The sequence below is a fragment of the Pelomonas lactea genome (genome assembly GCF_043555885.1).
GTDB lineage: Bacteria > Pseudomonadota > Gammaproteobacteria > Burkholderiales > Burkholderiaceae_C > Pelomonas > Pelomonas lactea.
Genome location: NZ_JBIGHX010000012.1, coordinates 32,484 through 55,013 on the forward strand (window position 1 = coordinate 32,484; position 22,530 = coordinate 55,013).

Consider the following 22,530-nt stretch of genomic DNA (forward strand, 5'->3'; position numbering starts at 1 on the left):
TCACTCTAGCATGGGGTCACCCGGGCACAATGCGCCCCGACATGAACGCACTCAGCCTCACTCCCGCCGAACGCCAACAAATCGACCAGGGCGCCTGGTTCTCGAAGTTGTCCGAGGGCCTGCGGGCCGACATCCTGCAGCGTGCCTACGTGCGCCGGCTGCCCGACGAGACCATGCTGTCGCACCGCGGCGAACCCGCCGAGGAATGGTCGGCCGTGGCCAAGGGCGCCGTGCGCGTCAGCTCGGTGTCGCTGGCCGGCAAGCAGATCTCGCTGACCTATGTCGAGCCCGGCACCTGGTTCGGCGATATCGCGTTGTTCGACGGCCTGCCGCGCACGCACGACGCCTACGCGCACGGCGAGACCACGCTGCTGTGCGTGCGCAAGGCCGACTTCCGCGCGCTGCTGCAGGCGCACTCCGAGCTGTACGACGCGCTGCTGCGGCTGAACTGCCGCCGCCTGCGGCTGATGTTCGACATGATCGAGGACCTGAACACGCGCCCGCTGGCCGCTCGGCTGGCCAAGCAGGTGCTGCTGCTGGCGCGCTCCTATGGCGTGCAGGAAGGCGACGAGATCCGCATCGGCCTGCAGCTGGCGCAGGAAGACCTCGCGCAGCTGCTGGGCGCCTCGCGCCAGCGCGTCAACCAGGAACTGAAGGCCTTCGAGCGCGAAGGTGCCGTGCGCGTGGAGCCCACGCGGCTCGTCGTGCTGAGCAGAGACAAGCTGCTGGCCGCGGCGTCGCGCTGAAGACACGCGGGCCGGTGCCCTGCTCGCAGAATGGAAAGTTCACGTCTCGACGAACGATCCCATGGAAGCATTCACCGGCACCCGTCCCCTTGCCCAGCCGCTGGACACGGCATCGCTTGAAGCCTGGCTGGCGGCCCATGTCGACGGGTTCAAGGGGCCACTCGCCATCGAGCAGTTCAAGGGTGGCCAGTCCAACCCGACCTACCTGCTGACGACACCGACCGCGCAATACGTGATGCGCAGCAAGCCCGCGCCGGTCGCCAAGCTGCTGCCGTCGGCGCACGCCATCGAGCGTGAATTCCAGGTCATGGGGGCGCTGGCCGGCACCGACGTGCCCGTGCCGGCGATGCGCGCGCTGTGCGAGGACGAGTCGGTCATCGGCCGTGCGTTCTACGTCATGGAGTTCATGCCCGGCCGCGTGCTGTGGGACCAGAGCCTGCCCGGCATGGGCAACGCCGACCGCGCCGCGCACTATGACGAGATGAACCGCGTCATCGCGGCGCTGCACCAGGTGGACTTCAAGGCCCGCGGCCTGGAGGCCTACGGCAAGCCGGGCAACTACTTCGAACGGCAGATCGGCCGCTGGAGCAAGCAGTACCTGGCCTCGGTCACCGAACCCAACCCCGCGATGGACGCGCTGCTGGCCTGGCTGCCGGCGCACATTCCGGCGTCGGCGCGCGACGAGCGCGAGGTCGGCATCGTCCATGGTGACTACCGCATGGACAACGTCGTCTTCCACCCCACCGAGCCGCGCATCATCGCCGTGCTGGACTGGGAACTGTCCACGCTGGGCCATCCGCTGGCGGACTTCAGCTACCACTGCATGAGCTGGCACATCCAGACCTCGGGCGCCGCACGCGGCCTGGGCGGTGTGGACCTGGGCGCCTTGGGCATCCCGAGCGAACGCGACTACGTGCAGCGCTACTGCGAACGCACCGCGCGCGCCGATGCGGGTGCCGTCATGGCGGACTGGAACTTCTACATGGCCTACAACATGTTCCGCATCGCGGCCATCGTGCAGGGCATCGCCAAGCGCGTCGTCGATGGCACGGCCTCCAGCGCACAGGCGCGCGAGACGGCCAAGAGCGCCCGGCCGCTGTCGGAACTGGCCTGGAGCTTCGCGCAACGCGCCTGACCCCGCGCTGAGGCTGCGGGACTAGCGCCGGGCCGCCCCCCAAGCCGGCCCGCGTCGGGCGATGTGCTTGCGGCTCGATGCCGCAAGCATCGCCGTCCCCTCGGGGGACCGGCCAGTCTTGCCGCGTTCAGCGCGGCAAGACTGGACGAGGGGCATCAGTTGACATCAGTTGATATCACTGGGCCGCGTGGAAGGCGTCCATGCGATGGACGTCGTCGTCGGCCAGGCGCCGCTGTCGGACAGCTGGGCGTTAACGCGCAACGCCTCGCGTGCGGCGGTCTCCAGCAGCCGCACCAGCGCCTGCACGCGCGGCAGGTCGGCTTCGGCCATCTCGGTGCGCAGGTAGAGGTTGCCGCGCATGCACATCAGCACGAAGGGGTGGCCTTCGGGCAGCAGATCCTGGCTGGCCTGGGCGAGCGCCTCGCCGAGTTGGCCGTCCACCCAGCCGCGCGCCAGGTCTTTCGTGACGCCCACGAAGCCATAGCGCTGCCGCGCGATCTGCGACGCCGCATGGTTGAACTTGGGGAACATGACCAGCCAGCGCATCTCCTCCGGCGTGTCGGTGTCGACGCGGGTCTTGAGCGTGTCGGTGTAGGCCTCGAAGACGGCACGCTCCAGGTTCTCCATCAGCGCGCGGCACAGCACCATCAGCTGCAGGTCGGGGTGCAGGCCCATCTCGCAGCGCATGCGCAACTCGGTGCCAGGCAGGTAGCTGCGCTGCGACACGCCCCACTCCACGCGCAGCGGCCCGGGCTGGGCGTTGGGCTGCTCGATGAGAAAACCCAGGCCGTCGCGGGTCTGGCTGAACTGGGCGCCGCGCGCCTCGGCCCAGTCCTGGATGGCGCGCCAGCGCGCGGCGTTGGCGCGGGTCACGAGCCAGTGCTTGACTTGCTTTACCACCATGAGTCGTGAGGAAGTCTGAGAATGGGGCCGGCTGCTAGGTTTCGCCTAGGGCGCACTGGACGGAGGCGACGAATGATTGAAGTCTACTCATGGCCCACCCCGAACGGGCACAAGGTGCACATCATGCTGGAGGAGTGCGGCCTGGCGTACCGGGTGCATCCCGTGGACATCGGCGCCGGCGAGCAGTTCGCGCCGGACTTCCTGGCCATCAGCCCCAACAACAAGATCCCCGCGATCACCGACCCCGACGGCCCCGACGGCCAGCCGATCTCGTTGTTCGAGAGCGGCGCCATCCTGCTGTACCTGGCCGGCAAGACCGGCCGGCTGCTGCCCGCCGACACGCGGGGCAAGTACGAGGTGCTGCAGTGGCTGATGTTCCAGATGGGCGGCGTGGGGCCCATGCTGGGCCAGGCGCATCACTTCCGCATCTACGCGCCCGAGAAGCTGCCCTACGCGATCGAGCGCTACACCCAGGAAGCCAAACGGCTGTACGGCGTGCTCAACAAGCGGCTGGCGCACACCACCTACATCGGCGGGCACGACTACTCCATCGCCGACATCGCCGTGTTCCCATGGCTGCGCTCGTGGAAGAACCAGGGCGTGGAGATGGCCGACTACCCGCACCTGAAGGGCTGGTTCGACGAGGTCGCCCGGCGGCCGGCGGTGCAGCGCGGCGTGGAGGTGCTGGCCGGTGCGCGGCGGCCGCTGACCGATGACAAGGCGCGCGAGGTGCTGTTCGGGGAGCGGCAGGTCAGGCAACGATAAGGCTTCACGGCCCGCCAAGATGGCCCTGCGCGTTCCAGCTGGCGTGGGCCTGAGCGGTCAGTTCAGCCTTCCAGGCCTTGTCAGGGTCATCTTTCAACGCGTTGGCGACGCCGGCGAGGCCAGTGGCAAGCAAGCCGTTCCATTGGGCCTTGAACAACCCCATGGCTTTCGCATTCAGCGCCTCGCATTTGGGCTTGGTGTCGGCGGCGCCTGCAATCTTTCGTGTCGCTGCTGCGCGCTGGGCCTTGCTCGCCTTGCTCGACCCGAAGCTCTGCCCCGCCAGTTCGTCTCCCACCGCGGCGAACAAGCTGCTGCGCCTCACATGGGCATTGGCCTGTGTGACGGTCTTGCCGGAATCCGGCGCACGGCCGACGACGGAGAAATTGCTGGCGAGTGCCGGTGCCGATGACGACACGCTGATGCCGCTTGTGGGCATGGCCACGCTGCCTCCCACTTCCACGCCTGCGGCGGTCGTGTCCAGCGATTCCCCCTTGTCCGCCAGCTGCTGTGCTTCCTTCAGCACGGCATCCAGCTTCGGCGGCTGGTGGGCGCGATCATGCACGGCGGACTTCAGCCAGATCGCGGCCAGCCCCGGCCCGTCGCCTTTCAGCGCGGCGAGCCGCCCCTGACCAAAGGTCTGCATGCGCGCCCCCAGCGCGGGATGAACCTTCTTGATGGGCGTGGCCGCTGCCGTGAAAAACTCACCCATCGCGCCAAGCAGAATCTTCTGCGGCGCATGGTGGGACTCGCCCGCGGCGCGCTTGACGGCCTTGGGCTTGGGCACCTTGTGCGTGCCAACGGCCCACTGCGCCGACTCCTTGCTGACCTTGCCCTTGACCTTGGGGCTGGCGGTGTAGAACCAGAAGTAGTCCTTGCCCTGCTTCTCGGCGCCCACCGTCGTGAACACCGGATGGGCACGCTTCACCGCCGCGAGTTCCTCGTTCAGCACCGCCGGCTCGGCCACGCCGTCGGCGTACTTCGCCACGACGGCATCAATGGCCACCTTGCCGGCGTCGATCTTCTTCTGCTTCTCCGGGTCGTTGCCGTTCTTGTTCCTGCCGAACAGCTTCTTGATGACGCCGACGATCTTGGCGATGACCTTGTCGATAGCGCCGTCCACCTTGGCCTGCACCTTGCGGATGAAGCCCTGGATTTTGGCCGTGATGCCCGACAGCCCCAGCAGCCGCGCGAGGAAGCCGATGACGACGGGGATGGCCGACGCCAGCGACTTCTCGATCCACGCGATCGCGCCACCGATGGCGCCCGTCGCGATGGCGTGCACGGAATTGATGACCGCCTCCACCAGCGCCATGATCTGCTGCGCCTTCTCGATGACGAACATCACAACGTTGTAGATCGCCAGGATCGCCTGGATGATGGCGCCGGCCGGGTTGAACATGGACACCACCTTGGTGACGGCCTGCTTCACGACCGTCTCGATGAGCCAGTCCTGGATGGCGCCGATGACCATGTCCTTCAGGCTGGAGAGGTCCGCCTGCACCTGCTCCCACAGCTTGGCCACACCGCCGGTGAACAGCGCCTGCACGTACTCCGCCAGCTTCTCGATGACGGTCACCGCCGTCTCGCCGACGAGCTTGACGGCCTTGGCGCGCAGCTTGGGATAGGTGATGCCCAGCACGTCCAGCACCAGCTTGAACACGGACATCGGGCTGAGGTCCGCCGGCAGCGCCACGCCCACGGCCGCCAGCGGCCCCATCAGCCACTTGAAGAAGCCGGCCTTCAGGTGCGCCCAGATGTTGCCGACGAACGCGTTGAAGCCACCCTTCACGGCGGCGATCAGGTTGCCGAGGAACCCGATGGGGTCGTCCAGGATCAGCTGGATGGTCTCCATGCCCTTCTTCAGCAGGCCCAGCAGTTTGGCCTTGAACTCCATCAGCGCCTTGACGATCTCGCCCAGCTTTTCTAGAAAGCCGGCCACCAGGCCCTTGTTCTCCTCCTGCATCTGCTTCAAGGCCTCGTCGGCCTTGTCGAACGCTTCCTTGTACTTCTGCGCCAGGCCCGCGGCGATCTCGTTCTTCTTGCTCTCGATGCCGTCTTCCAGCTCCTTGAAGCGATCGCCCACCGCCGTCTCGGCCGCCTTGCCGGCGGCCTGCAGGCTGGCCGGCAGTGAGGCCACATAGGCCTTGATCTGCGCCTGCCCCGCCGCCACCTCGGCCTTGGCCTCAGCCAGGCGCCGCTCCACCAGCGCCGCGACGCGGTCGATCAGCGCGTCCATGGACTTCGTGAACAGCGCACGGCCCTGCGTGTAGAACACGTTGACCTCGTCGGGCAGCCCCAGCGCCGCATCGCGCAGCCAGCGCGCCAGGCCCAGCCCCGGGATGGTCAGGTAGCGGCGCAGCTTGTAGTCGAAGATCTTGTCGTCGACGAAGGCCTTCATCTGCGCGATGGCGGCATCCACGCCAGGGTCGAAGATGGCCGACACCTCCCCGTCCAGCCCGCCCAGCTTGGCCTCGACCTTGGTTTTGGTCCTCGCGTAGATGCCCTCGATGGTGGCGGCCACCTTGGCGCGCTCGGCCTCTTCCTTGGCCGCCTGCTGCTGCTGGCGGCTCAGCACCCTGGCATTGCCGCCGGACTTGCGGCCTGCCATCAGCAACGCGCCGGTGCGCGCCGCGCCGGCGGCCTGCGCGCCGGCCTTGGCCAGCACGGCGGCCTCCTTGGCGCGGAACTGGCCCGGCGCCTTGTCGGCCTGCGCGGCGACCTTGCCCTTGGCGTCGGCCACCGCCGAGAAGCGCGGGTCGTTGGCCTTGGGCAGGCTCTCGGGCTTGACCTTCTCGTCCTTGAGCGCCTGGTCGGTGTCCTTCTTGGTCTCCTGCAGCGACACCTCCTGCGCCGTGGCCGGCGGCGGCATCGCCTTGTCGCCGGCGATGGGCGGGGCGCCGGGCGTGGCCTCGGCCGGCAGCGGCGTGGCCGGCTGCTCGGGCACGGCGCCGGGGTCGGGCGGTTTCTTGGCGGCCTGGTCGGCCGGGCCGGTGGCGGCCTCCTTCTGCTGCGCGACACCGCCGCTGCCCGCGGCCTTCATCTGGCCCTGCGCGCCGCCCTGCATGAAGTTCTCAGTCTCGCCCAGCGTCTTGGGCATGGCCTTGTCGATCTCGGCGCGCAGCAGCGCCTTGAACGACGCGGGCTGCGGCTTGGGCGCCGGCGCCTCCTTCACCGCGTCCACCACCTTGGCCTTAGCGCCGGCCAGCCGCTCGTTGGCGGGCGGCCGGGTGGACTTGCTGGCCTGTTTGGCCTTGGTGGCGGGCGTGGGGTGCTGCTTGAGCTTGGCGGCACCCGCCTTGGCCTGGTCGGTGACGGCGATCAGGCGCGGGTCGCTCTTGGGCTTGGCGACGCGGGGGGCGAAGGTGCGGGGGGCGAGCATGTCAACGGCCTGGCGGCGTAGATCAGCCGGCCTTTCCGGTGTTGCCTCTGCGAGGCGGGCTGCTGATCGCTGCAGCTCGCATCGTCAAAGCAACCAAGGAAGAACCCAACCACACGTCACAGCCCCTTCAACGGGCACAACCCGCCACCGCGCCGGTATTCCCGCTGCAGCGCCTCGAACAGCAGCTCGGCATCGACCACCCGACCGCGCGACAGCGCCGCCGACACCGCGTCCAGCACCACGTTCCTCACCTGCCCGCCGGCCAGCGTGCAGGCCTCGGCCACCGCCCCCAGCTGGGCGTCGCTCAGCGCATGCGTCACCGGCAGGTGCGCCCGCCACAGCCGCAGCCGCTCGCCCACCTCGGGCGCCTTGAAGGGGATGACGAAATCGAAGCGCCGCAGGAACGCCGAATCGATGCGAGCCTGCGCATTGGTCGTCACCAGCACCAGCCCCGCGTGGCTCTCCAGACGCTGCAGCAGGAAGTTGGTCTCCAGGTTCGCGTAGCGGTCGTTGCTGGAGCCCACCTCGGTGCGCGGCGCCAGCAGCGCGTCGCCTTCGTCCAGCAGCAGCATCACGTCCAGCGCCTGCGCGGCGGACAACAGCCGGTGCAGGTTGCGCTCGGTCTCGCCGATGTATTTGCTGACCACCGCCGACAGGTCCAGCCGGTACAGCGGCAGCCCCAGCTCGCGCGCCAGCACCTGGGCCGCCAGCGTCTTGCCGGTGCCCGACGGCCCCGCCAGCAGCGCGCGCACGCCGGCATTCAGCCGCGCGGCGAACGCGGCCGGCAGCGCCCCCCGCAGCCGGTCGCGCTGCTGGCAGCGCGCGGCCAGCGCGGCGAGGTCGCGGCGCAGTGCGTCGTCCAGCACCAGCGCGTCGGGCGGCGCGTGCGCCGGGTCCAGCCGCTGCGCCAGCCGCGCCAGGCCGGCCGCGCCGCCGGCCAGCGCCGCCTCGCGCAGCGCGGCCTCGTCGCTGGCAGCCGTGTGCGCCAGCGCGCGGTGCAGGTGGCCGCAGGCCAGGTGCAGCCGCGCGGCCAGGCCGGCGGCGTCGGGCAGCCCCGGGCGGGCCTGCTCGATGAGGCCCAGGCGTTGCTCGTAGGCGGGCAGCGGCAGCGAGACGCTCAGCACGTCGGCGGGCAGCCCCTCCAGGCCGTCCTCCTCGGCGGCCACGACGGCGAAGTCGCCGGGCAGCGCCGGCAGGCGCAGCGCCTCGCCGGGCGCCACGTCCACACGCAGCAGCGGCAGCGCGCCACACAGCGCGGCCAGCGCCGCCAGCGTGGGCGGTGCGGGGCTGGTCGCGTCCAGCCGGCATTCGAGCACCGGCCGGCCCTGCTCGCGCGCCAGCGCGGCCACCAGGCTGCCGCGGCCGTTGTGCTCGGGCCCGCGCACCAGCAGCGGCTGGCCCGGCCGCCAGCGCGCCAGCCGCTCGCGCGTGTCTGCCGTCAGCTGCAGCGCCGACAGCGGCGGCGCGCTCTCGGTGCCGCACAGGCGCACGCCCGGCGCGGGGTCGGCGAACGGCTCGCCACGCAGCGCGGCCCAGCAGGCCTCGTCCACCTCAAAGCGCTGCGCGCCGCGCGGCTGCCCGGGGGACTCGGGCCTCAGCACGCCGGCCTGCAACAGCGCGCGCAGCGCGGGCCGCACACCCTGCCCCGGCAGGTTGCCGAAGCCCTGCTGCAGCCAGGCGGGGCCGGGCTGAGCGCCCTCCTCGCCCAGCGCCTGGTTCAGCGCCTCGAACAGCGAGGCAAAGCGGCGGTCCTCCTCCACCAGGCCGTGCACCAGCCACAGCTCCAGCGCCTGCTCGGGCCAACCCGCGGCCAGCCGGGCCAGGCCGGGGTGCGGGGGCGCTTCGTCGTCCAGCGCCTCGAAGGCGGCTTCGTGGTCCAGCGCAAAGCCGAAGCGCTGCGCCAGCTCCTCGTCGCCCAGCAACGCTCGCGCGCTTTGCACGACGCGCCAGGCCGCCGCCAGCAGCAGGCTGCGCAGCGCCGTCGCGGCCTGCGGCCACAGCTCGGGGGCGGCGTCGGCGCGCATCAGACGAACTCGAAGCGCAGCGAGCAGCCAGCCGCGGGCAGCCAGCCGGGGTCGCGGTCCAGCCCGGCCAGGCGCCAGGCGACGTCATGGCTGTCCAGCGAGAACTCCGCCACCCACTCGGCCTCGCTGAGCCACAGCCGCGCCGGCCGCGCGAGGGTCAGGGCTTGCGGCCAGGCGGCCGGCCTGCAGCCCAGCCGCCGGCACAGGCGGCGGCGCAGCGCGCGCGCGTAGGCCGCCAGCCACGCCGGCCACGGCCCGGCCGGCGCGCCGGGAGCGGCGGGCATGTCGCGGGGCGGCGCCCAGCCGGGGCAGCGCTGCTGCAGCGCAGCCTGCAGCGGGTCGCCCGGCAGCCGCCAGGCGCGCGCCAGCGCGGCCAGCAGCGCCCAGGGCGGCACCGGCAGGCCGGGGTCCAGCGGGCGCGTGAAGTCGGGGTAGAGGCCGTCCTCCAGCAGCGCGTTGACGATGAACAGCAACGGCGCCTGGTGGCTGGCCAGCGCCTGCGGCCAGGGCCAGAGAGCCGCGGTGTCGACGGCGGGCTGCGACGGCAGCGACGGCGAGTGGGGGACCGGCGCCGGCGGGTCGATCCGCTCGGCAGAAGTCGCGGGCTCGAGCGGTGCTGGCGTGACGCGGGGCGACGCGCCGGCCTGCGCGCCAGCGGGTGACCAGGACGGTGTGGCGCGTGGCGGCTCGCGCTGGGCCAACAGCGGCGCATCGGCGCGGGACGGCGCGGCCTCCGGCGCGACGCTGGCCGGGGCGTCACGGGCTGGAATGCGCGCGCGGCCCCGCGGGCTGGTACCCCGCGGCGGCGCGGCCGGCGTAGGCCCGTCAGAAGGCTCCCACGCTGGCGCGGCGCTTGCCTCGACCTGACTCGCGTTCGCGGCAGGCGTGGCCGTTGGCTGCTGTCGGGCTGGTGGGTCTGCAAGCCTCGCGCGCACGCGCGGCCGGGGCTGCAGCGGGGCCTCGGGCGGCGCACCTCGCGCTTCAACACCTGCCACGACGGCGGGAGGCGCCAAGGCCGGCACATGCGGCTCGCGAGGCGTCACAGCAAATGCACCGCGGTAAGTGGCGGACGCTGCGCCAGGGCGTGCAGGCGGCAGCGGCCGCGTCGGTTCGTGGCGCGCGTCCGCCGGCACGACGGGTTCGCGCTGGGCCGCCACCGCCACGTCACCGGCTCGCGGCGATGGCTGCACCGTCACAACCGCGTCGGGCGCGGGCAGAAGCTCATCCCCCGGCGTGCCCACCGGCCTGCCCTGCCCCACCCGCGCCAGCAGCCGCTGCGCCGCTGCCTGCGCTTCGGGCCGCGCGGCCCAGGCCGGCTGCCACCGTGGCCAGGCCCGCCCCAGCAGGCCACGCCACCACCAACGGTCCAGCTGCCCGCGCTGCGCGGCCAGCGCCAGGCAGGCCAGCATCTCGGCCGCGTCGGCAAACAGCACGGCGGGGGCCGAGTCCGGCACGGGGCCCAGCGCCGGGCGGGCGGCCTGGGCCAGCGCGGCGTCCAGCTGCTCGCGGCCGGCGGCTATCCAGCCCTGCCGCCACGCGCCCGGCGCGGGGCGCAGCAGCACCGTCTCGGGCGCCTGCAGCCGCAGCCGGCGCAGCCACAACAGCGCCTGCGGCGGCAGGCTGCCGGGCACGGCGTCTTCGAGGTCGGCGCCCAGCGCCTGCAGCGCCAGCCGCGCCGCCACCGGCTGGGCGCGCGCGGGTGTGCGTGCGCTGAGGCGGTGGATGGCAAGGCGGGCGACCATGGCTAACGCTTCTTCTTGTCGGGCGCCTGCGTCAGCGCCGACGCGGCGACGGCCAGTTCGTCCTTGCCCGGCCCGCGCTCGCCGCCGCGGCGGCCAGCCGCGAGGATGCGTGCCGCGGCCGACGCGACCTTGGGCGACGTGCGCTCGCCGAGGCGCGCCGGGGCCGCCGCGCGGCGGTTGTCCAGCACGGCGGCGCGCAGCAGCAGCCGCTCGGGGTGGCCCTCCAGCTGGGCGAGGTAGAAGCTGGCCTCGGCGGAGCGCACCGGCTGGTCCTCCCAGCCCTCGATGAGCGCACGCGCGAAGCGGGCGCGGTTCAGCACCTCGTCCACGTACATGGGCACGGCCGGCACGGCGGCATGCAGCAGCGCCAGCTGCGCGGGCGTCAGCGGCAGCGTGGGCGGCAGCCACACGAAGGCGCCGGGCTTGGCCCCGCCCTGCAGCTCGGCCAGCAGCTGCGCGGCAAAGGCCTGCATCTCCACGGCCCAGGACTGCGGCCACATCGCGTCGCCGGTGCCGCCGGGCGGGGGGCTGAGGCGGCGGCGGGCGCTGTCGGTGTCTATCCACAGCGGCTCGGCGCTGGCGTTGATCTGCAGCAGCGCCAGCGGCAGCTCGTCGGCCGACAGCCCCGGCGCCGCCGCGCTGCTGCCGATACGCTGGCGCATCCACCAGCCCACGCGGCTGCCCTCGGGCACCGTGGCCAGCCCCTGGCCCGGCGACAGCAGCGCCACGGCCAGCTCGTTGCGCACCGAGGCCACGCCCAGCCCCGTCGGCGCCTGCACCTCCACCAGCCGCGCGCGCACGGCCGGCTGCTGCGTGCGCCGGTTGCAGGCCCCCACCTCGCCCAGCAACGTGGGCGCGCGGCCCTGGCCGCTCCAGGCGGGCGTCAGCGTCAGCAGGTAGACGCCGGCCAGCGGCTGGCCCTCGGCCAGGCTGGCCGCGCAGCCGCCGAAGCCGCTGAACGACGCGCCGCGGCCGGCGCTGCTGAGGTCCAGGTCCAGGTTGCCGATGGCGATGACGGCGCCCGATGGCGTGACGCCCAGCCCCGCGGCGATGCGCAGCACGCTGCCGGTGCCGCGTGAGACGGTGAGGCCCTCGGCCACGCCGCAGCCCATCAGCCGGGCCAGGCGGCGCTCGGCATCGTCGCGGGCGGCCTGCTCGCGGGTCAGGTCTTCGGCGCTGAGGAGGCGGCCGTTGAAGAAGAAGCTGCGCGGCTCGCCAGCCACGCCGACGACCTGGTTGAGGCGGGCATTGAGCACGGTGGCCATGGCATCAGCTCCGGCCGATGACCAGCCAGCCCGGCACCGGCAGGCCGGCGGCCGAGACCAGCGTCACGCTCTGCCCGCGCGCCACGGTGAGCGACGTGCCGTCGGTGCCCACCGTCACGCCGCGCACCGACAGCCGCTCGGCCGCCACGTTGCTGAGCACCAGAATGTGGCCGTCGCCCAGCTCGTCCTTGCGCGGGTCGGGCAGGTCCAGCACGCCGGCCACGAGCACGGCCAGCACCATGTCGCCCGCGCGGTAGACCAGCTCGTCGGGCTTAAGCACGTAGCGCATGGGCCAGCGGGTCACGTCGGCAGCCGGGGCGGCGCCGGCCGTCAGCACCAGCTGGCCGTCCTTCTTGCGCCAGCCCAGCATCGCGTCGGGCGCCTCGCTGCTGGGTGGCCGCGTCAGCGCCAGCGCAGCGAACGTGGGCGCGGCGGCGGTGTGCAGCGGCTGCACGCTGTCGATGGTGACGAGGCTGCCGTCCGTCACCGCCGTCAGGTTCGCGGGGCTGGCCGCGCCACCGGCCGCGACGACGCGCGTGGCCTCGCCGCCGCCGCTGGCGTCGACGGTGAGCCGCCAGCCGCCCGGGCCGGTCTCCGTGGGGCGCTGCTGCGTCAGCGCCAGCGACACGTTCTTGCCCGCCACCAGCGACGCGAGCACATAGTCCCCGCCCTCGCCGCGCACGGCCTGCGCCTTGGTCTCCACGCCCACCAGCACCTGCAGCTGGCGCGGACGCTGCTGCAGGCCGGTGCCGCCGTCCTCGATGCGCACCGGCGCCGGCTGGCCGGGCAGGTAGGCATAAGGCGGGCTGGACTTCTCAGCCAGCGCCTTTTCGTCGCCATCCCAGCCGCGCGCCGGGACGACGACGCCCGTGTCGTCGGTGGCCAGCAGGCTGTTGTGCGGCGCGCCCAGCGTCAGCGTGCCGTCCACGGTGAGGCTGTCCTTCACCAACACGTCGCCATCGACGCTGAGGTCGCCGGTCAGCGTGAGGCTGGCGAACGCGGGGCTGGCGCCGGGGCCGATGTCCTGGATGGTGTCGAGCCGGATGGACGGCGCGGCGCTGCTGTCGTCGACGACGATGTTGGTCGTGGTGCCCGATGGTTTGGGCACGGGCGCGCCCACGAGCCGGCCCAGCTCGAAGCGCGCCGGCACGGCCGGGCCCGCCGCGGCGCGGCCCACGAGCAGCTGACCGGTCTGCGGGCCCGTGGCCTGGCCGGTGCCGCCGTCGGCCACGGGGATGGGCTGCGTCATGCCGGGGCCGTAGTAGTCGGGCCCGCCGCCGCTGCCGCCACCCGGCCACTTGACGGCCGGCACGAGCTTGGCCTTGTTGCCGCTGCCGCCGTCGGTGGTGTCGGGCACGATGTCGATGCGCGTCATCGCATGGTTGCGCGCGGCGAAGTCGGCCAGCAGGTCCTGCGCATGGTCCAGCTCGGGGTCGCCCTTGCCCAGCAGGTAGTGGGCCTCACGCGGCGCGTCCTGGCTGCCGTCGCGCAGCAGCCATTCCTGCAGCAGGCGCAGGTGCAGCAGCTGCGGCCGGCCCAGCATGCGCACGGCGCGCGTGCCGTCGGCGCCTGGCTTCACGTCGATGGCGGCCAGCAGCAGGGCCCGCTCGGCGGTGGGCTTGGCCTTGGGCACCGGGCCGTGGTGGGCCATGAAGTCGCTGCGCAGCAGCCGCGTCCAGACCTCGAACGCGGCGGCGTAGTAGGCGGCCAGCTCGGCGCGCGGGATCACCAGCTGCCGCGGCGGCGCCGGCAGCGCGGGCACGCTGCTGGGCGTGGGCAGCGCCGGTGTGGCCGCGGCCGGCTGGGGAACCGTGGGCGCGGCCAGGTTGTCGCCCCAGGCGGCCTCGATGGCGGCGCGCAGGCCCGTGTCCACGTCGGCCTGGAAGCTGGCCAGCGTCTGCCCGGCCGGCGCCGCAGGCCGCACCTTGATGCCGCGTATCCAAGCGACGACGGCGCGCAGCGCCAGGTCTTCGCTGGCGTTGGGTGGCGCCCAGGCGAAGTCCAGCGCGAAGCTGTCGACGATGCGCGCGTCGGCGCTCAGCTCGCTCTCGTCGCGGCAGGGCTCGCCGGGGATGGGCACCGGCGAGTCGCTGGCCTCGGCGAAGCGCAGCAGCACATAGGCCGTCTCGTTGAGCGCGGTGTCGGCGTCACGCGCCTTCTCGGCATCCAGCCAGGTCTGCAGGTTGGCGCACTGGTCGGTGGGCACGCCCACCAGGTGGCCGTCGGGCATCAGCGCCAGGCCGGCGGCCACGCGCACTTGCTGGCCTTCGCCCGGCGCCGGCTTGGGCGCGGTGACGCCCAGGCCGGTCAGCACGCCGTAGCCGATGGTCTCGCGCAGCGCGCGCTCGTCGCGGGCGGCGAGGTAGGCGTGCTCCTGGCGGAAGTCGTCCACGCCCAGCACCATGCCGAACGTGTAGTTGACGCGCTTGAGCGGGTCCAGCGCCGCGTCGGGCGCGGGGGTGAAGGCGGAGCCTGTGCAGCAACCCATGTCGGTCTCCCTATCGGTCCAGCCCCACGCGGTCGCGTGGCGGCAGGGGTCGTGGATGTGTCAGCTGGCCGCCGCCCAGGTCGCGCTCGCCGAGCACGAACGGGGGCCAGATGGAGTCGGTCGTCAGCGCCGCCAGCTCGGGCCGCCGCAGCAGGCCCAGCTCCAGCCGCGTGTCGTGGCCCAGCCGCGCCTCGCCGACGCGGAACAGCTCGAAGCCGAAGCGGATCTCGGCCACCGTGTGGGCCGGCTTGTCCCGCGCGACGGCGCGCTCGACGGCGGCGCGGCGGCGGGCCAGTTCGTCGAAGTCCAGCCGCGCGGTGTCGGCCGGCAGCGGCAGCACGACGCGAAAGCGATGCGCGGGCGTCAGCGCCCGCACGATCTGCGCCTCGAAGCGCCACCAGTCGGCCAGCGCCGCCGACCCGGCCGGCAGCCCCAGCGGGCTGGGGATGCGGTCGAAGCCGCGCCAGCCGGTGCCCCAGGCCGCGTTCAACAGCGAGATGCGGCGCCAGCGGCGGGCCAGATAGTCCTGCCAGCGCTGGCGCAGCGGCGCGCAGGGCTGGGTGGCGACGAGGTAGTCGTCAAAGTCCTCGCTGCGCGGGCGGGGCTCGTCGTCGGGCACGTCTGCCAGGCGCGCGGGCACCAGCAGCGCCGCCTCCTCGCGCGCGGCGCGTGGCACGAAGCCCAGCGCCTGCTGCAGTCGCGCCGGGTCGGCCAGCAGGCTGTCGTCACCGCCCAGCCGCTCCAGCAGCGCCGCCCGGCCCTGCGCGGGCCGCCAGGCACCCGCCGGCAACGGCGGCGCCAGGCCGAACAGCTCCTGCAGCCGCACGCCATGCAGCCGGTCCGGCAGCGCCTCGGGCGCGGCCAGCCAGGGTTCGGCGTCGACATCGTCCGGCTCCCAGGCCAGCGTGGCGGCCAGCAGCAGCCCCGGCACGGTGCCGCGCCGCGCCTGCACGCCAAACGCATGACGCAGGAGTGCGCGCCGGCGCGCCGGGCCGGTGGAACCGTCGAACACGACGGCCAGCCAGCCGGCCAGCCACTCCAGCGTCTCGCGCGGCGCGGTGCGCGCGTCCAGCAGCAGCTGCGCGGCGGCGATGCGGTCCTCCCAGCGTGTCAGCTCGCCCTCGAACAAGGCCAGGAAGCGCTCGGTGAACGCGCTGCTGGCCGCGTCGGCCCGGTAGACGGTCGGCAGGTAGTGCTGCAGGTAGCTGAAACGCGGATACCAGGCGCGCAGCGCGGCCAGGCCGGGGCTTTGCTGGCCGTCGCTGGCGGCCTGCACGCGCAATTGCAGGTAGCGGCCGGTGGCGGCCTGCAGCAGGCAGGTCAGCGTCTGCACTTCCTTGCAGGCGCCCGGGGAAGGCTCGCGCCAGGGCAGCTCGGGGCCGCCCGGGTGCGGCAGCAGCGCGGGCTCGTCGCGCCAGGGCTGCAGCGCGAGGCCGTCGGGCGTGTCGGCGGCGCGGCTTTGCAGCGTGACCGAGCTGCCGGGCGGGCGGCGCGCGTCCAGCGCGACGCGGTGCCACACGCAGCCGGGCGTGGCGCTGTCCCACACAGGGCCATCCAGCACGCCGTCGCGCTCGCAGCGCGGGCGCGGCAGCGTCAGCAGCGGCAGCCAGCGGTCGGCGCCGAAGTAGAAGGCGCGCGCCGACGGGAAGCGGTGCAGCACCTGGCCCGGCGCCAGGCTGGCGAAGCCGCCGGCCGCGTAGCGGCGCAGCGGGATGAAGTCGCGCTGCAGCGTGAAGCGCCACTCGCCGCCCGCGGCCTCGGGCGCCATTGCCCGGAAGCGGAAGGCCTGGTCGCCGCTCGCGGCGAGCAGCAGCACGCTGAAGCCGCTGGCATCGGGGTCCGCCGGCCACTCGACGGCCAGCGTGCGCCGGGACAGCTGCGGCAGCACGCCGCCGGCCGTCGCGTCGCGGATCTGCGCCTCCAGCGGCCCCACCTCGTTGCCGGCCACGCCAGTCCAGTCGACGACGGCCAGGTGGCGGCGGTCGCCGCGGTCGCGCAGCACGAGGAAGCGATCGCCGGGCAGCGCCGCGACGGCGGTGGCGTCCGCCCCCAGCGCGAGCCGGCACGGGGGCGGCGGCGGTTCCGCGTCTGCCGCGGGCTCGGGCCGGAACGCCGACGGGCTGACGACGCGCGGCACGCAGGGGCGCAGGTCGGGGCCCAGGCGGTGCAACGCGCGGTCCACGTCGAACAGCGCGACGCCACCGTCTGCCAGCGCCAGCAGCGCGCGCGGCTCGGGCATGTCGGCCCAGGGCTGCGGCAGCGGCGGGCCGCCGCCGTGCAGGTCGAAGATCAACAGCCCGCCGGCGGCCCGGCTGGCGACGACGAGATAGTGGCCGGTCGTCACCGTCAGCGCCTCCAGCACCCACGGCGGCGGCGGCGCGGCGGGCGCGCAGGGGCCGAACGCGCCGGGGTCGGGCGGCGCTGGCGACGGCTCGGGCAGCGGCCAGAAGTCGGTCAGCGTGCCGCTGCCGCTGGACCACACGCGGATGGCCGTGCCGTCGGCGCTCAGCGAGTAGAGGTTGCCGTAGGCGTCGAAGGCGCCGCCGGCGTGCGACGTGGGCTCGTCCAGCGCCTGCGCGGTGCCGGCCTTGAACTCGAACAGCAGCGGCTTGAGCACCAGCTGCCCCAGCGCGTCGGCCTGCGCGGCGTCGTCGGGCAGCCAGTCCCAGTGCGCGTCCGGCGTGGCGCGCGCGGTCCAGTCCGCCCGCGTGACGAGGGCGTGGAAGCGGCTGCCGTTGGCGTCCATCAGCAGCTCTCCGGCACGCGCGGCACGGGCAGGCGCAGCGCCGGCGGCACGCCGGCGCCATCGTCACCGCCGCTGCTGCCGCTGCCCTGCCCCATCAGGTCGGACAGCGGCACGGGGTCGCCCAGCGACACCGACAGCCCGGCGATCAGCGGCAGCTGCAGGCCCGCCAGCGGCACGCTGTCGCGCTGCGCGCCGTTGGCGTCGCCCAGCAGCAGGCCCGTCACGCCCAGCACGCCGTCCACGCGGGCCGCCACGGTGGCCAGCTCCAGCGCGGCCACGGCCTTGAACAGCGGCCAGCCGGTGGCGCTGCCGGCGCCGGGCAGCGGTGCAAGGAAGGCCTTCAGCGCCGCCTTCACGCGCTCGCGCACCTCGGCCACGCCCTGGCCGGCGTGCAGCTCGATGCCGACGCTGATCCACAGCCCCGTGTAGACGGGCCCGCGCAGCAGCACCTCGCAGGTGACGAGGCGGCGCGGCGCGAGGTGGCTGCAGATGGCGTCGATGAAGTCGGCGTTGGGCAGCGGGTAGTCGGGGCGGCGCGGGTCCAGCCGCGGGATGACCAGGCAGGTGACGACGCCCGGCTGGTCGCCCGGCAGGCCCGGCGACAGCTCGGGGTGCCAGGCCGGCAGCACATCCACACGGCCCACGTCGGCCTGCGGTGTCTCGCGGACGATGGCGTCGAAGTCGTCGGCGCTGACGGCGCGGTCGCGGTGGCGCAGCACCAGCGGGATGCGCTTCTCACCGTCCGCGGCGCTCTCGGCGTCCAGGCCGCCTTCGGCCGGCCGCGGGTTGGCGACCTTCACGCCGGCCGGCAGCGTGGGCCCCAGCTTGATGGCGCCGGCGGCCACGTTGCCGGCCGCGCCCGAGGCCCAGTCGAAGCGCACCGCGATCTCGGCGCCGGCCGCGGGCCGCGCGCCGCGTGCGCCGTCGCCGAAGCGGATCTCGCCGCTCTCGGCATCCAGCGCGAAGACGTTCGCACCGGGCTGGCCCTCGGCGGGCGCGGCTTCCAGCTCGTCGGTCAGCGCCCAGGGCTGGCCGGCCACCCACAGCTGCAGGCCGTCGGCCAGCACCTGGCCGTGGCTGAGGCGGCGGCGCTGCTCGGGCGAGCCGTCGCCCGGCGCCAGCAGCTCGCGGCTGACGCGGCTGCGCTGCCGCGCCACGGCGCAGTGCGCGCCCGCCCAGGCCAGCCGCACGCCGGCCGTGGCCAGGCCGTCGATGCGCAGCCAGGTGACCAGCCGCGCGGCCATCGCCTCGTCGGTGAGCTGCGGCGGCAGCTCGCCCACGCCGGCTTCCAGCGGCTCGGCCTCGGCCCAGGTGCCGATGGCGCTGGCCGCCACCGGCAGCGTGACCTGCAGGATGCCGGCCTGCTCGGGGAAGCCGGCCGGCGCGATGGCGTCCAGCCGCACGTACTCGCCCGGCGTGCCGCGGCCCTGGTCGTCGGCCTTGGGCAGGAAGGCCTTCAGCGCGGGCGGCGGCAGCGCCGGCAGGCCGGGCTGCAGGCGCCCGCGCGTGTCGGGCGGCTGCGGCACCAGGCCGATGGACAGCGTGCGACCGGCCAGTTGCTCGCGGGCCTGGGCCTTGTCGGCCGCGGTGGCCTTGGGCGGCACCAGCAACGCGATCCACAACGCACCATCCACCGTCTCGGCGCCGACGTCCAGGGCCTGGGCCAGGTCGGCCAGCTGCACGCTGTCGTACAGCACGGGCTGCACGTCGGCGTCGCTGCCGGCGAAGTCGCGGCCGGTGGCCTCGTAGAGCTGGCGGTAGTAGTCCAGCAGCGCGGGGTCGGGCGTGCCGACGGTGCGCTTGAAGACGACCAGGCCGGTGACCGGCGGCAGGTCCAGGCCGGTGTCGGTCAGGAAGGGCACGGCGCCGGCCAGCAGCGGCAGGCCCGAAGGCAGCGGCAGCGTCTGGCGGTCGCCGCCCTCATGGCTGAACTGCACCAGCGCACGCGCCGGCTGCGCGGGCCGCAGGCCGATGCCCAGCAGCTGCAGGAACTTGAGCCGGTTGCGCTCGGGGATGAGGTTGGCGCGGTACAGCAGGCTCTCGGCCATGAAGGCAAAGAGCTCGACGAGCGTGACGCCCGGGTCGCTGGGGCCCGTGTGCGTCCACTCGGGCGCGTGGACGGCGGCCAGCGCGAGGGTGTCGCGCACCAGCGCGGCGTGGTCGCGGTCGTCGATGGCGGGGAGCTGGATGGGCATTTCAGCGCCCGCCCGGCCGCCCGAAGGGCGATGGCGCCCCCTCGGGGGGCAGTGAACGAAGTGAGCGTGGGGGCTTCATCTGTTTACCTCCCCTGGACCGGGATGCTGAGGCTCATGCGGCCCGCCTGCGCGGTGGCGACGAGGGTGAAGCTGAGCTCGGCGATGGCCGCCTCGGGGTCGGCCGGGTCGGCCTGCACCTTGACGGCCTCGACCTGCACGCGCGGCTCCCACCTGGCGAGCTGGCGGCGGATGACTTCCTCGATGGCACGCCAGGTGGCCGTCGTGTTGGGCTCGAACAGGAAGCGCTCCAGCCCGGCGCCGTAGCCGGGGCGGCGCAGGCGTTCGCCCTGGGCGGTCAGCAGCAGGAGGCGGATGGATTCGCGCACATTGGCCTCGCCGGCGCTCCACGCGAGGCGGCCTTCGGGCGTGACCCGCAGCGGGAACGCCACGCCACGGCCGTAGAGGGCGGCTTCGTCTCTCATTGGTCGCCCCTCGTTGCAGTTGGTTGTTGGCCATGGCCGTGCCGGGATTTCGCCCCGGCGGGCGACCTACTTTCTGGGCCGCCAGAAAGTAGGCAAAGAGCTCCCCCCGACCGCACCGCCCGCAGCAAAGCTGCGGGTGCCCTGCGCTGCTCAGGCCTTGAGGGCTCGCGCAGAACTCGCTTCGCTACGCTGCGCTCAGACAGCTGCGCGAAGTCAGTGGTCGAAGTGCGCTGCGCGCACGCCCTCAAGGCCTTCCGCTGCTCGGCGGTGCTAAAGGGGGCATACCAAACAGCCGGCGTCAGCCGGCTTCCGGGTTTGGCTGTTGGCTGCTCGGGGTCCCCCCTTCTAAACCGCCGAGAAGCGCAGAAGCCCAGGGCGCGCGCGTAGCGCGCTTCAAGAACTGACTTCGCGCCGCCTGTTTGAGCAGAGCGTAGCGGCGCGAGTTCGGCGCGGCCCTGGGCTTCGAGCATCGCAGGGAACCCACCCGCAGGGTGGGCGGTTTTGCAGGGGCGCTTTCTTTGCCTACTTTCTTGTGCGCACAAGAAAGTAGGTCGCCCGCCGGGGCGAACTCCCGGCATGGGCCTGACCACCAAACCAAAACACAGAGAAAGCAACCACCTCATGGCTTCTTCCCCTTCAACCCCGGCACCGGGAAGCACACCATCAGGAACGGCAGCCAGCGGAAGATCAGGTCCAGCAGCGTCGCGATGACGATGAGCAGGATGAACGCGACGATCGTGATGATCGGGATCGACAGCGAGCAGATCGTGCCGAAATTGCTGCCCGGCTCGGGCTTGGCGCAGGGCGCCATCTCGCCGACGTCCAGGTCCTTGTGGAAGGGCCAGGGCAGCACCGACAGCACCAGGTCGCCGAAGCCCAGCCGGCGCACACGCTTCATCTGGCCGCACAGCAGGTCACTCATGATGAAGGCGCTGTTCTTGCCGTACTTGCGCAGCCCGCCGGGCGAGGTGTCGAACGGCAGCGCGATGCGGAGGGGGCGCAGCGGCGCATCGGTGTCGAAGAAGCCCGCCAGCTCGAAGGCCTCGCTGGGGTCGGACATGACGGCCGGATGCAGCGGCCCGCAGTCGCAGCGCTGGTGCACGAAGCGCAGCACGTAGCGCGGCGTGCCGGTGTCGGCCTTCAGCGTGGCTTCCAGCTCCGCGGCCAGGCGGGCGGCGTCCGGCGCCTGGGCCGAGGCCGCGCCCACGGTGCCGGCGGCCACGGCTTCGTCGATGGCGGCGGCCACGGCGACGTACAGCGACTCCAGCCGGCGCTGCGCCCGCTCCTGCTCGCGCTGCGCGTGGTCGCTGCGCCAGCGCTGCTGTTCGCGGGCGTCCGCGGGCGGCACCTGCGGCGGCAGGGGGGCGGAACCCGGCGGCGGGTCCACCTCGGGCCAGGGGTTGAACGGGCCGGCCAGCGGCCGGGTCGCATCGTTCGGCGCGGTGGCGACCACCAGCGGGAAGCTGAACGGCGCCCAGCCGGGGCCGCGCGGGAACGGCTGCTCGGTGGCGTCCAGGTCGCGGCTCACGCCGGGCTGGGCGATGGCCACCAGCGCCTGGCGCAGGTTGACCACCGCGGTGCTCGAGATCACCTTCACGTCGGTCGACAGCACGGCACTCACGGCGGCGCGCTCCGCCGGGCCCCAGACCGCGCCGGCTAACAGGGTGAGCAGCGCCTGCGCCTTCTCCCCCGGCGCCGAGCCGCTGGACAGCCCGGCATGCACGTCGGGCAGCGTGGCGGCCAGCCATTCCTGCATGTCCTGCAGCAGCCGCCAGCTGGACTCCTGCAGCTGGTCGTTCAGCACGGGCAGCGCCTTGGCGGCATCGGCATCGCGGACGGACTGCTTGTCGTCCCAGGGCTTGTCCACCTGCTTGGAGCCGGCGGCCTCGCGTGCGGTGCGGGCGCGCTCGATGAGGCCCTGCCACGGCGCGATGAGCTTCATGCGGGCCAGCGCCTTCAGCCCGTCCGCCGGCCCGGGCGGCGTGGGCGGGGCCAGCGGCGCGAAGCGGAAGTCGTCATGCCGCGCCGCCGGCACGAGGCCGGCCAGCAGCTTGCGCGGGTGGCCGTCGGGCGCGGTGTAGGTGAGCGGGAAGACGGGCAGCCATTCCTCGCCCGGCAGCGGCTGGCCGGCCGCGGCCACCGGGTGCCAGCGGCCGGGCTGGCCCGGCGTCTTCACGAAGGCGGCCTCGCCGCCGTTGGGCAACAGCCGGCGCAGCAGCATGCCGCTCTTGTCGCCGCCGGTCGTCACGCGGGTCGGCAGGCCGGGTAGCTCGCAGACGAGGTGCGCCGCGGCGACATAGAAGCGCTGGTGCACGGGCTGGAAGAGCTTGAGCGGCAGCACGGGCGCGGGCATTGGCGTGGGGGCGGGGGCGGGCACGGTGCGCTTGAAGCCCAGCAGCCCGCGCCGGCGGGCCAGCGCGCGCGCCGGCGCCGAGGTCGGCGCGGCGAGTGCCGGGGCTGGCGTGGGTTCGCCCAACCGCTGCCAGGACTCGGGCCGCGCGACGAGGCTGGGCAGCGTCTGCGGCGCATCGGCCAGCAGGGCCAGCAGCCGGTCCATGAAATCGTCGCTGTCGAAGCGAAGCAACGTGGGGACGGCGTTCACCGGCGCCGCCACGAAGCTCTGGCCACCCACCCACCGCAGAACATGCTGCGCGCTCATA

Annotated in this window: 13 protein-coding genes; 3 read left to right on the forward strand and 10 right to left on the reverse strand. The window is 73.5% G+C overall.

Annotation, left to right across the window (positions count from 1 at the left end; translation table 11 throughout):
• Positions 1-41: 41 nt before the first annotated feature.
• Together ACG04Q_RS24905 and ACG04Q_RS24910 are read left to right on the forward strand one after the other, a co-directional pair.
• On the forward strand, positions 42-746 hold the full coding sequence (locus ACG04Q_RS24905) for a Crp/Fnr family transcriptional regulator (protein ID WP_394514471.1): 705 nt from the start codon (positions 42-44) through the stop codon (positions 744-746).
• Between the two features lie 61 nt (positions 747-807).
• Positions 808-1,881 carry a phosphotransferase gene (locus ACG04Q_RS24910; protein ID WP_394514473.1) on the forward strand — a complete coding sequence of 358 codons (1,074 nt, stop codon included), beginning with the start codon at positions 808-810 and terminating at the stop codon, positions 1,879-1,881.
• Positions 1,882-2,046: 165 nt separating this feature from the next.
• On the opposite strand, the gene ACG04Q_RS24915 is transcribed toward ACG04Q_RS24910, so the two are convergent.
• A complete protein-coding gene (locus tag ACG04Q_RS24915) occupies positions 2,047-2,784 on the reverse strand; it encodes a hypothetical protein (RefSeq protein WP_394514475.1) in 738 nt (245 codons plus the stop codon).
• A gap of 72 nt (positions 2,785-2,856) precedes the next feature.
• Between ACG04Q_RS24915 and ACG04Q_RS24920 the strand changes: the two genes are divergently transcribed.
• On the forward strand, positions 2,857-3,549 hold the full coding sequence (locus tag ACG04Q_RS24920) for a glutathione binding-like protein (protein WP_394514477.1): 693 nt from the start codon (positions 2,857-2,859) through the stop codon (positions 3,547-3,549).
• A 4-nt stretch (positions 3,550-3,553) separates the two neighbouring features.
• On the opposite strand, the gene ACG04Q_RS24925 is transcribed toward ACG04Q_RS24920, so the two are convergent.
• From ACG04Q_RS24925 to ACG04Q_RS24965, 9 genes are all read right to left on the reverse strand, one after another.
• A complete protein-coding gene (locus ACG04Q_RS24925; protein WP_394514479.1) occupies positions 3,554-6,928 on the reverse strand; it encodes a phage tail protein in 3,375 nt (1,124 codons plus the stop codon).
• A 116-nt stretch (positions 6,929-7,044) separates the two neighbouring features.
• Positions 7,045-8,952 carry an ATP-binding protein gene (locus ACG04Q_RS24930; protein ID WP_394514481.1) on the reverse strand — a complete coding sequence of 636 codons (1,908 nt, stop codon included), beginning with the start codon at positions 8,950-8,952 and terminating at the stop codon, positions 7,045-7,047.
• Positions 8,952-10,694, reverse strand: a complete 1,743-nt coding sequence (locus ACG04Q_RS24935; RefSeq protein WP_394514483.1) for a hypothetical protein — start codon at positions 10,692-10,694, stop codon at positions 8,952-8,954. Before ACG04Q_RS24935 ends, ACG04Q_RS24930 begins: the two co-directional genes overlap by 1 nt.
• A gap of 2 nt (positions 10,695-10,696) precedes the next feature.
• On the reverse strand, positions 10,697-11,959 hold the full coding sequence (locus ACG04Q_RS24940) for a hypothetical protein (protein WP_394514485.1): 1,263 nt from the start codon (positions 11,957-11,959) through the stop codon (positions 10,697-10,699).
• Positions 11,960-11,963: 4 nt separating this feature from the next.
• Positions 11,964-14,447 (reverse strand): hypothetical protein, encoded by a 2,484-nt coding sequence (locus ACG04Q_RS24945; RefSeq protein WP_394514487.1) that lies wholly within the window; start codon positions 14,445-14,447, stop codon positions 11,964-11,966.
• 10 nt (positions 14,448-14,457) lie between these two features.
• The gene (locus ACG04Q_RS24950; protein WP_394514489.1) at positions 14,458-17,193 is read right to left on the reverse strand and encodes a phage tail protein; all 2,736 of its coding nucleotides are present in this window, start codon (positions 17,191-17,193) and stop codon (positions 14,458-14,460) included.
• Positions 17,193-19,388, reverse strand: coding sequence for a baseplate J/gp47 family protein (locus ACG04Q_RS24955; protein WP_394514492.1), 2,196 nt, complete (start codon positions 19,386-19,388; stop codon positions 17,193-17,195). Before ACG04Q_RS24955 ends, ACG04Q_RS24950 begins: the two co-directional genes overlap by 1 nt.
• Before the next feature lie 83 nt (positions 19,389-19,471).
• Positions 19,472-19,870 carry a GPW/gp25 family protein gene (locus ACG04Q_RS24960; protein WP_394514494.1) on the reverse strand — a complete coding sequence of 133 codons (399 nt, stop codon included), beginning with the start codon at positions 19,868-19,870 and terminating at the stop codon, positions 19,472-19,474.
• Positions 19,871-20,489: 619 nt separating this feature from the next.
• Positions 20,490-22,529, reverse strand: a complete 2,040-nt coding sequence (locus ACG04Q_RS24965) for a hypothetical protein (RefSeq protein ID WP_394514496.1) — start codon at positions 22,527-22,529, stop codon at positions 20,490-20,492.
• Position 22,530: the final 1 nt, after the last annotated feature.

What these genes read in the sequence shown, in the direction of transcription:
- ACG04Q_RS24960 (WP_394514494.1), bottom strand. Translation starts at nt 19,870, where the DNA reads ATGAGAGACGAAGCCGCCCTCTACGGCCGTGGCGTGGCGTTCCCGCTG.
- ACG04Q_RS24965 (WP_394514496.1), bottom strand. Translation starts at nt 22,529, where the DNA reads ATGAGCGCGCAGCATGTTCTGCGGTGGGTGGGTGGCCAGAGCTTCGTG.
- ACG04Q_RS24920 (WP_394514477.1), top strand. Translation starts at nt 2,857, where the DNA reads ATGATTGAAGTCTACTCATGGCCCACCCCGAACGGGCACAAGGTGCAC.
- ACG04Q_RS24940 (WP_394514485.1), bottom strand. Translation starts at nt 11,959, where the DNA reads ATGGCCACCGTGCTCAATGCCCGCCTCAACCAGGTCGTCGGCGTGGCT.
- ACG04Q_RS24955 (WP_394514492.1), bottom strand. Translation starts at nt 19,388, where the DNA reads ATGCCCATCCAGCTCCCCGCCATCGACGACCGCGACCACGCCGCGCTG.
- ACG04Q_RS24945 (WP_394514487.1), bottom strand. Translation starts at nt 14,447, where the DNA reads ATGGGTTGCTGCACAGGCTCCGCCTTCACCCCCGCGCCCGACGCGGCG.
- ACG04Q_RS24950 (WP_394514489.1), bottom strand. Translation starts at nt 17,193, where the DNA reads ATGGACGCCAACGGCAGCCGCTTCCACGCCCTCGTCACGCGGGCGGAC.
- ACG04Q_RS24905 (WP_394514471.1), top strand. Translation starts at nt 42, where the DNA reads ATGAACGCACTCAGCCTCACTCCCGCCGAACGCCAACAAATCGACCAG.
- ACG04Q_RS24910 (WP_394514473.1), top strand. Translation starts at nt 808, where the DNA reads ATGGAAGCATTCACCGGCACCCGTCCCCTTGCCCAGCCGCTGGACACG.
- ACG04Q_RS24925 (WP_394514479.1), bottom strand. Translation starts at nt 6,928, where the DNA reads ATGCTCGCCCCCCGCACCTTCGCCCCCCGCGTCGCCAAGCCCAAGAGC.
- ACG04Q_RS24915 (WP_394514475.1), bottom strand. Translation starts at nt 2,784, where the DNA reads ATGGTGGTAAAGCAAGTCAAGCACTGGCTCGTGACCCGCGCCAACGCC.
- ACG04Q_RS24935 (WP_394514483.1), bottom strand. Translation starts at nt 10,694, where the DNA reads ATGGTCGCCCGCCTTGCCATCCACCGCCTCAGCGCACGCACACCCGCG.
- ACG04Q_RS24930 (WP_394514481.1), bottom strand. Translation starts at nt 8,952, where the DNA reads ATGCGCGCCGACGCCGCCCCCGAGCTGTGGCCGCAGGCCGCGACGGCG.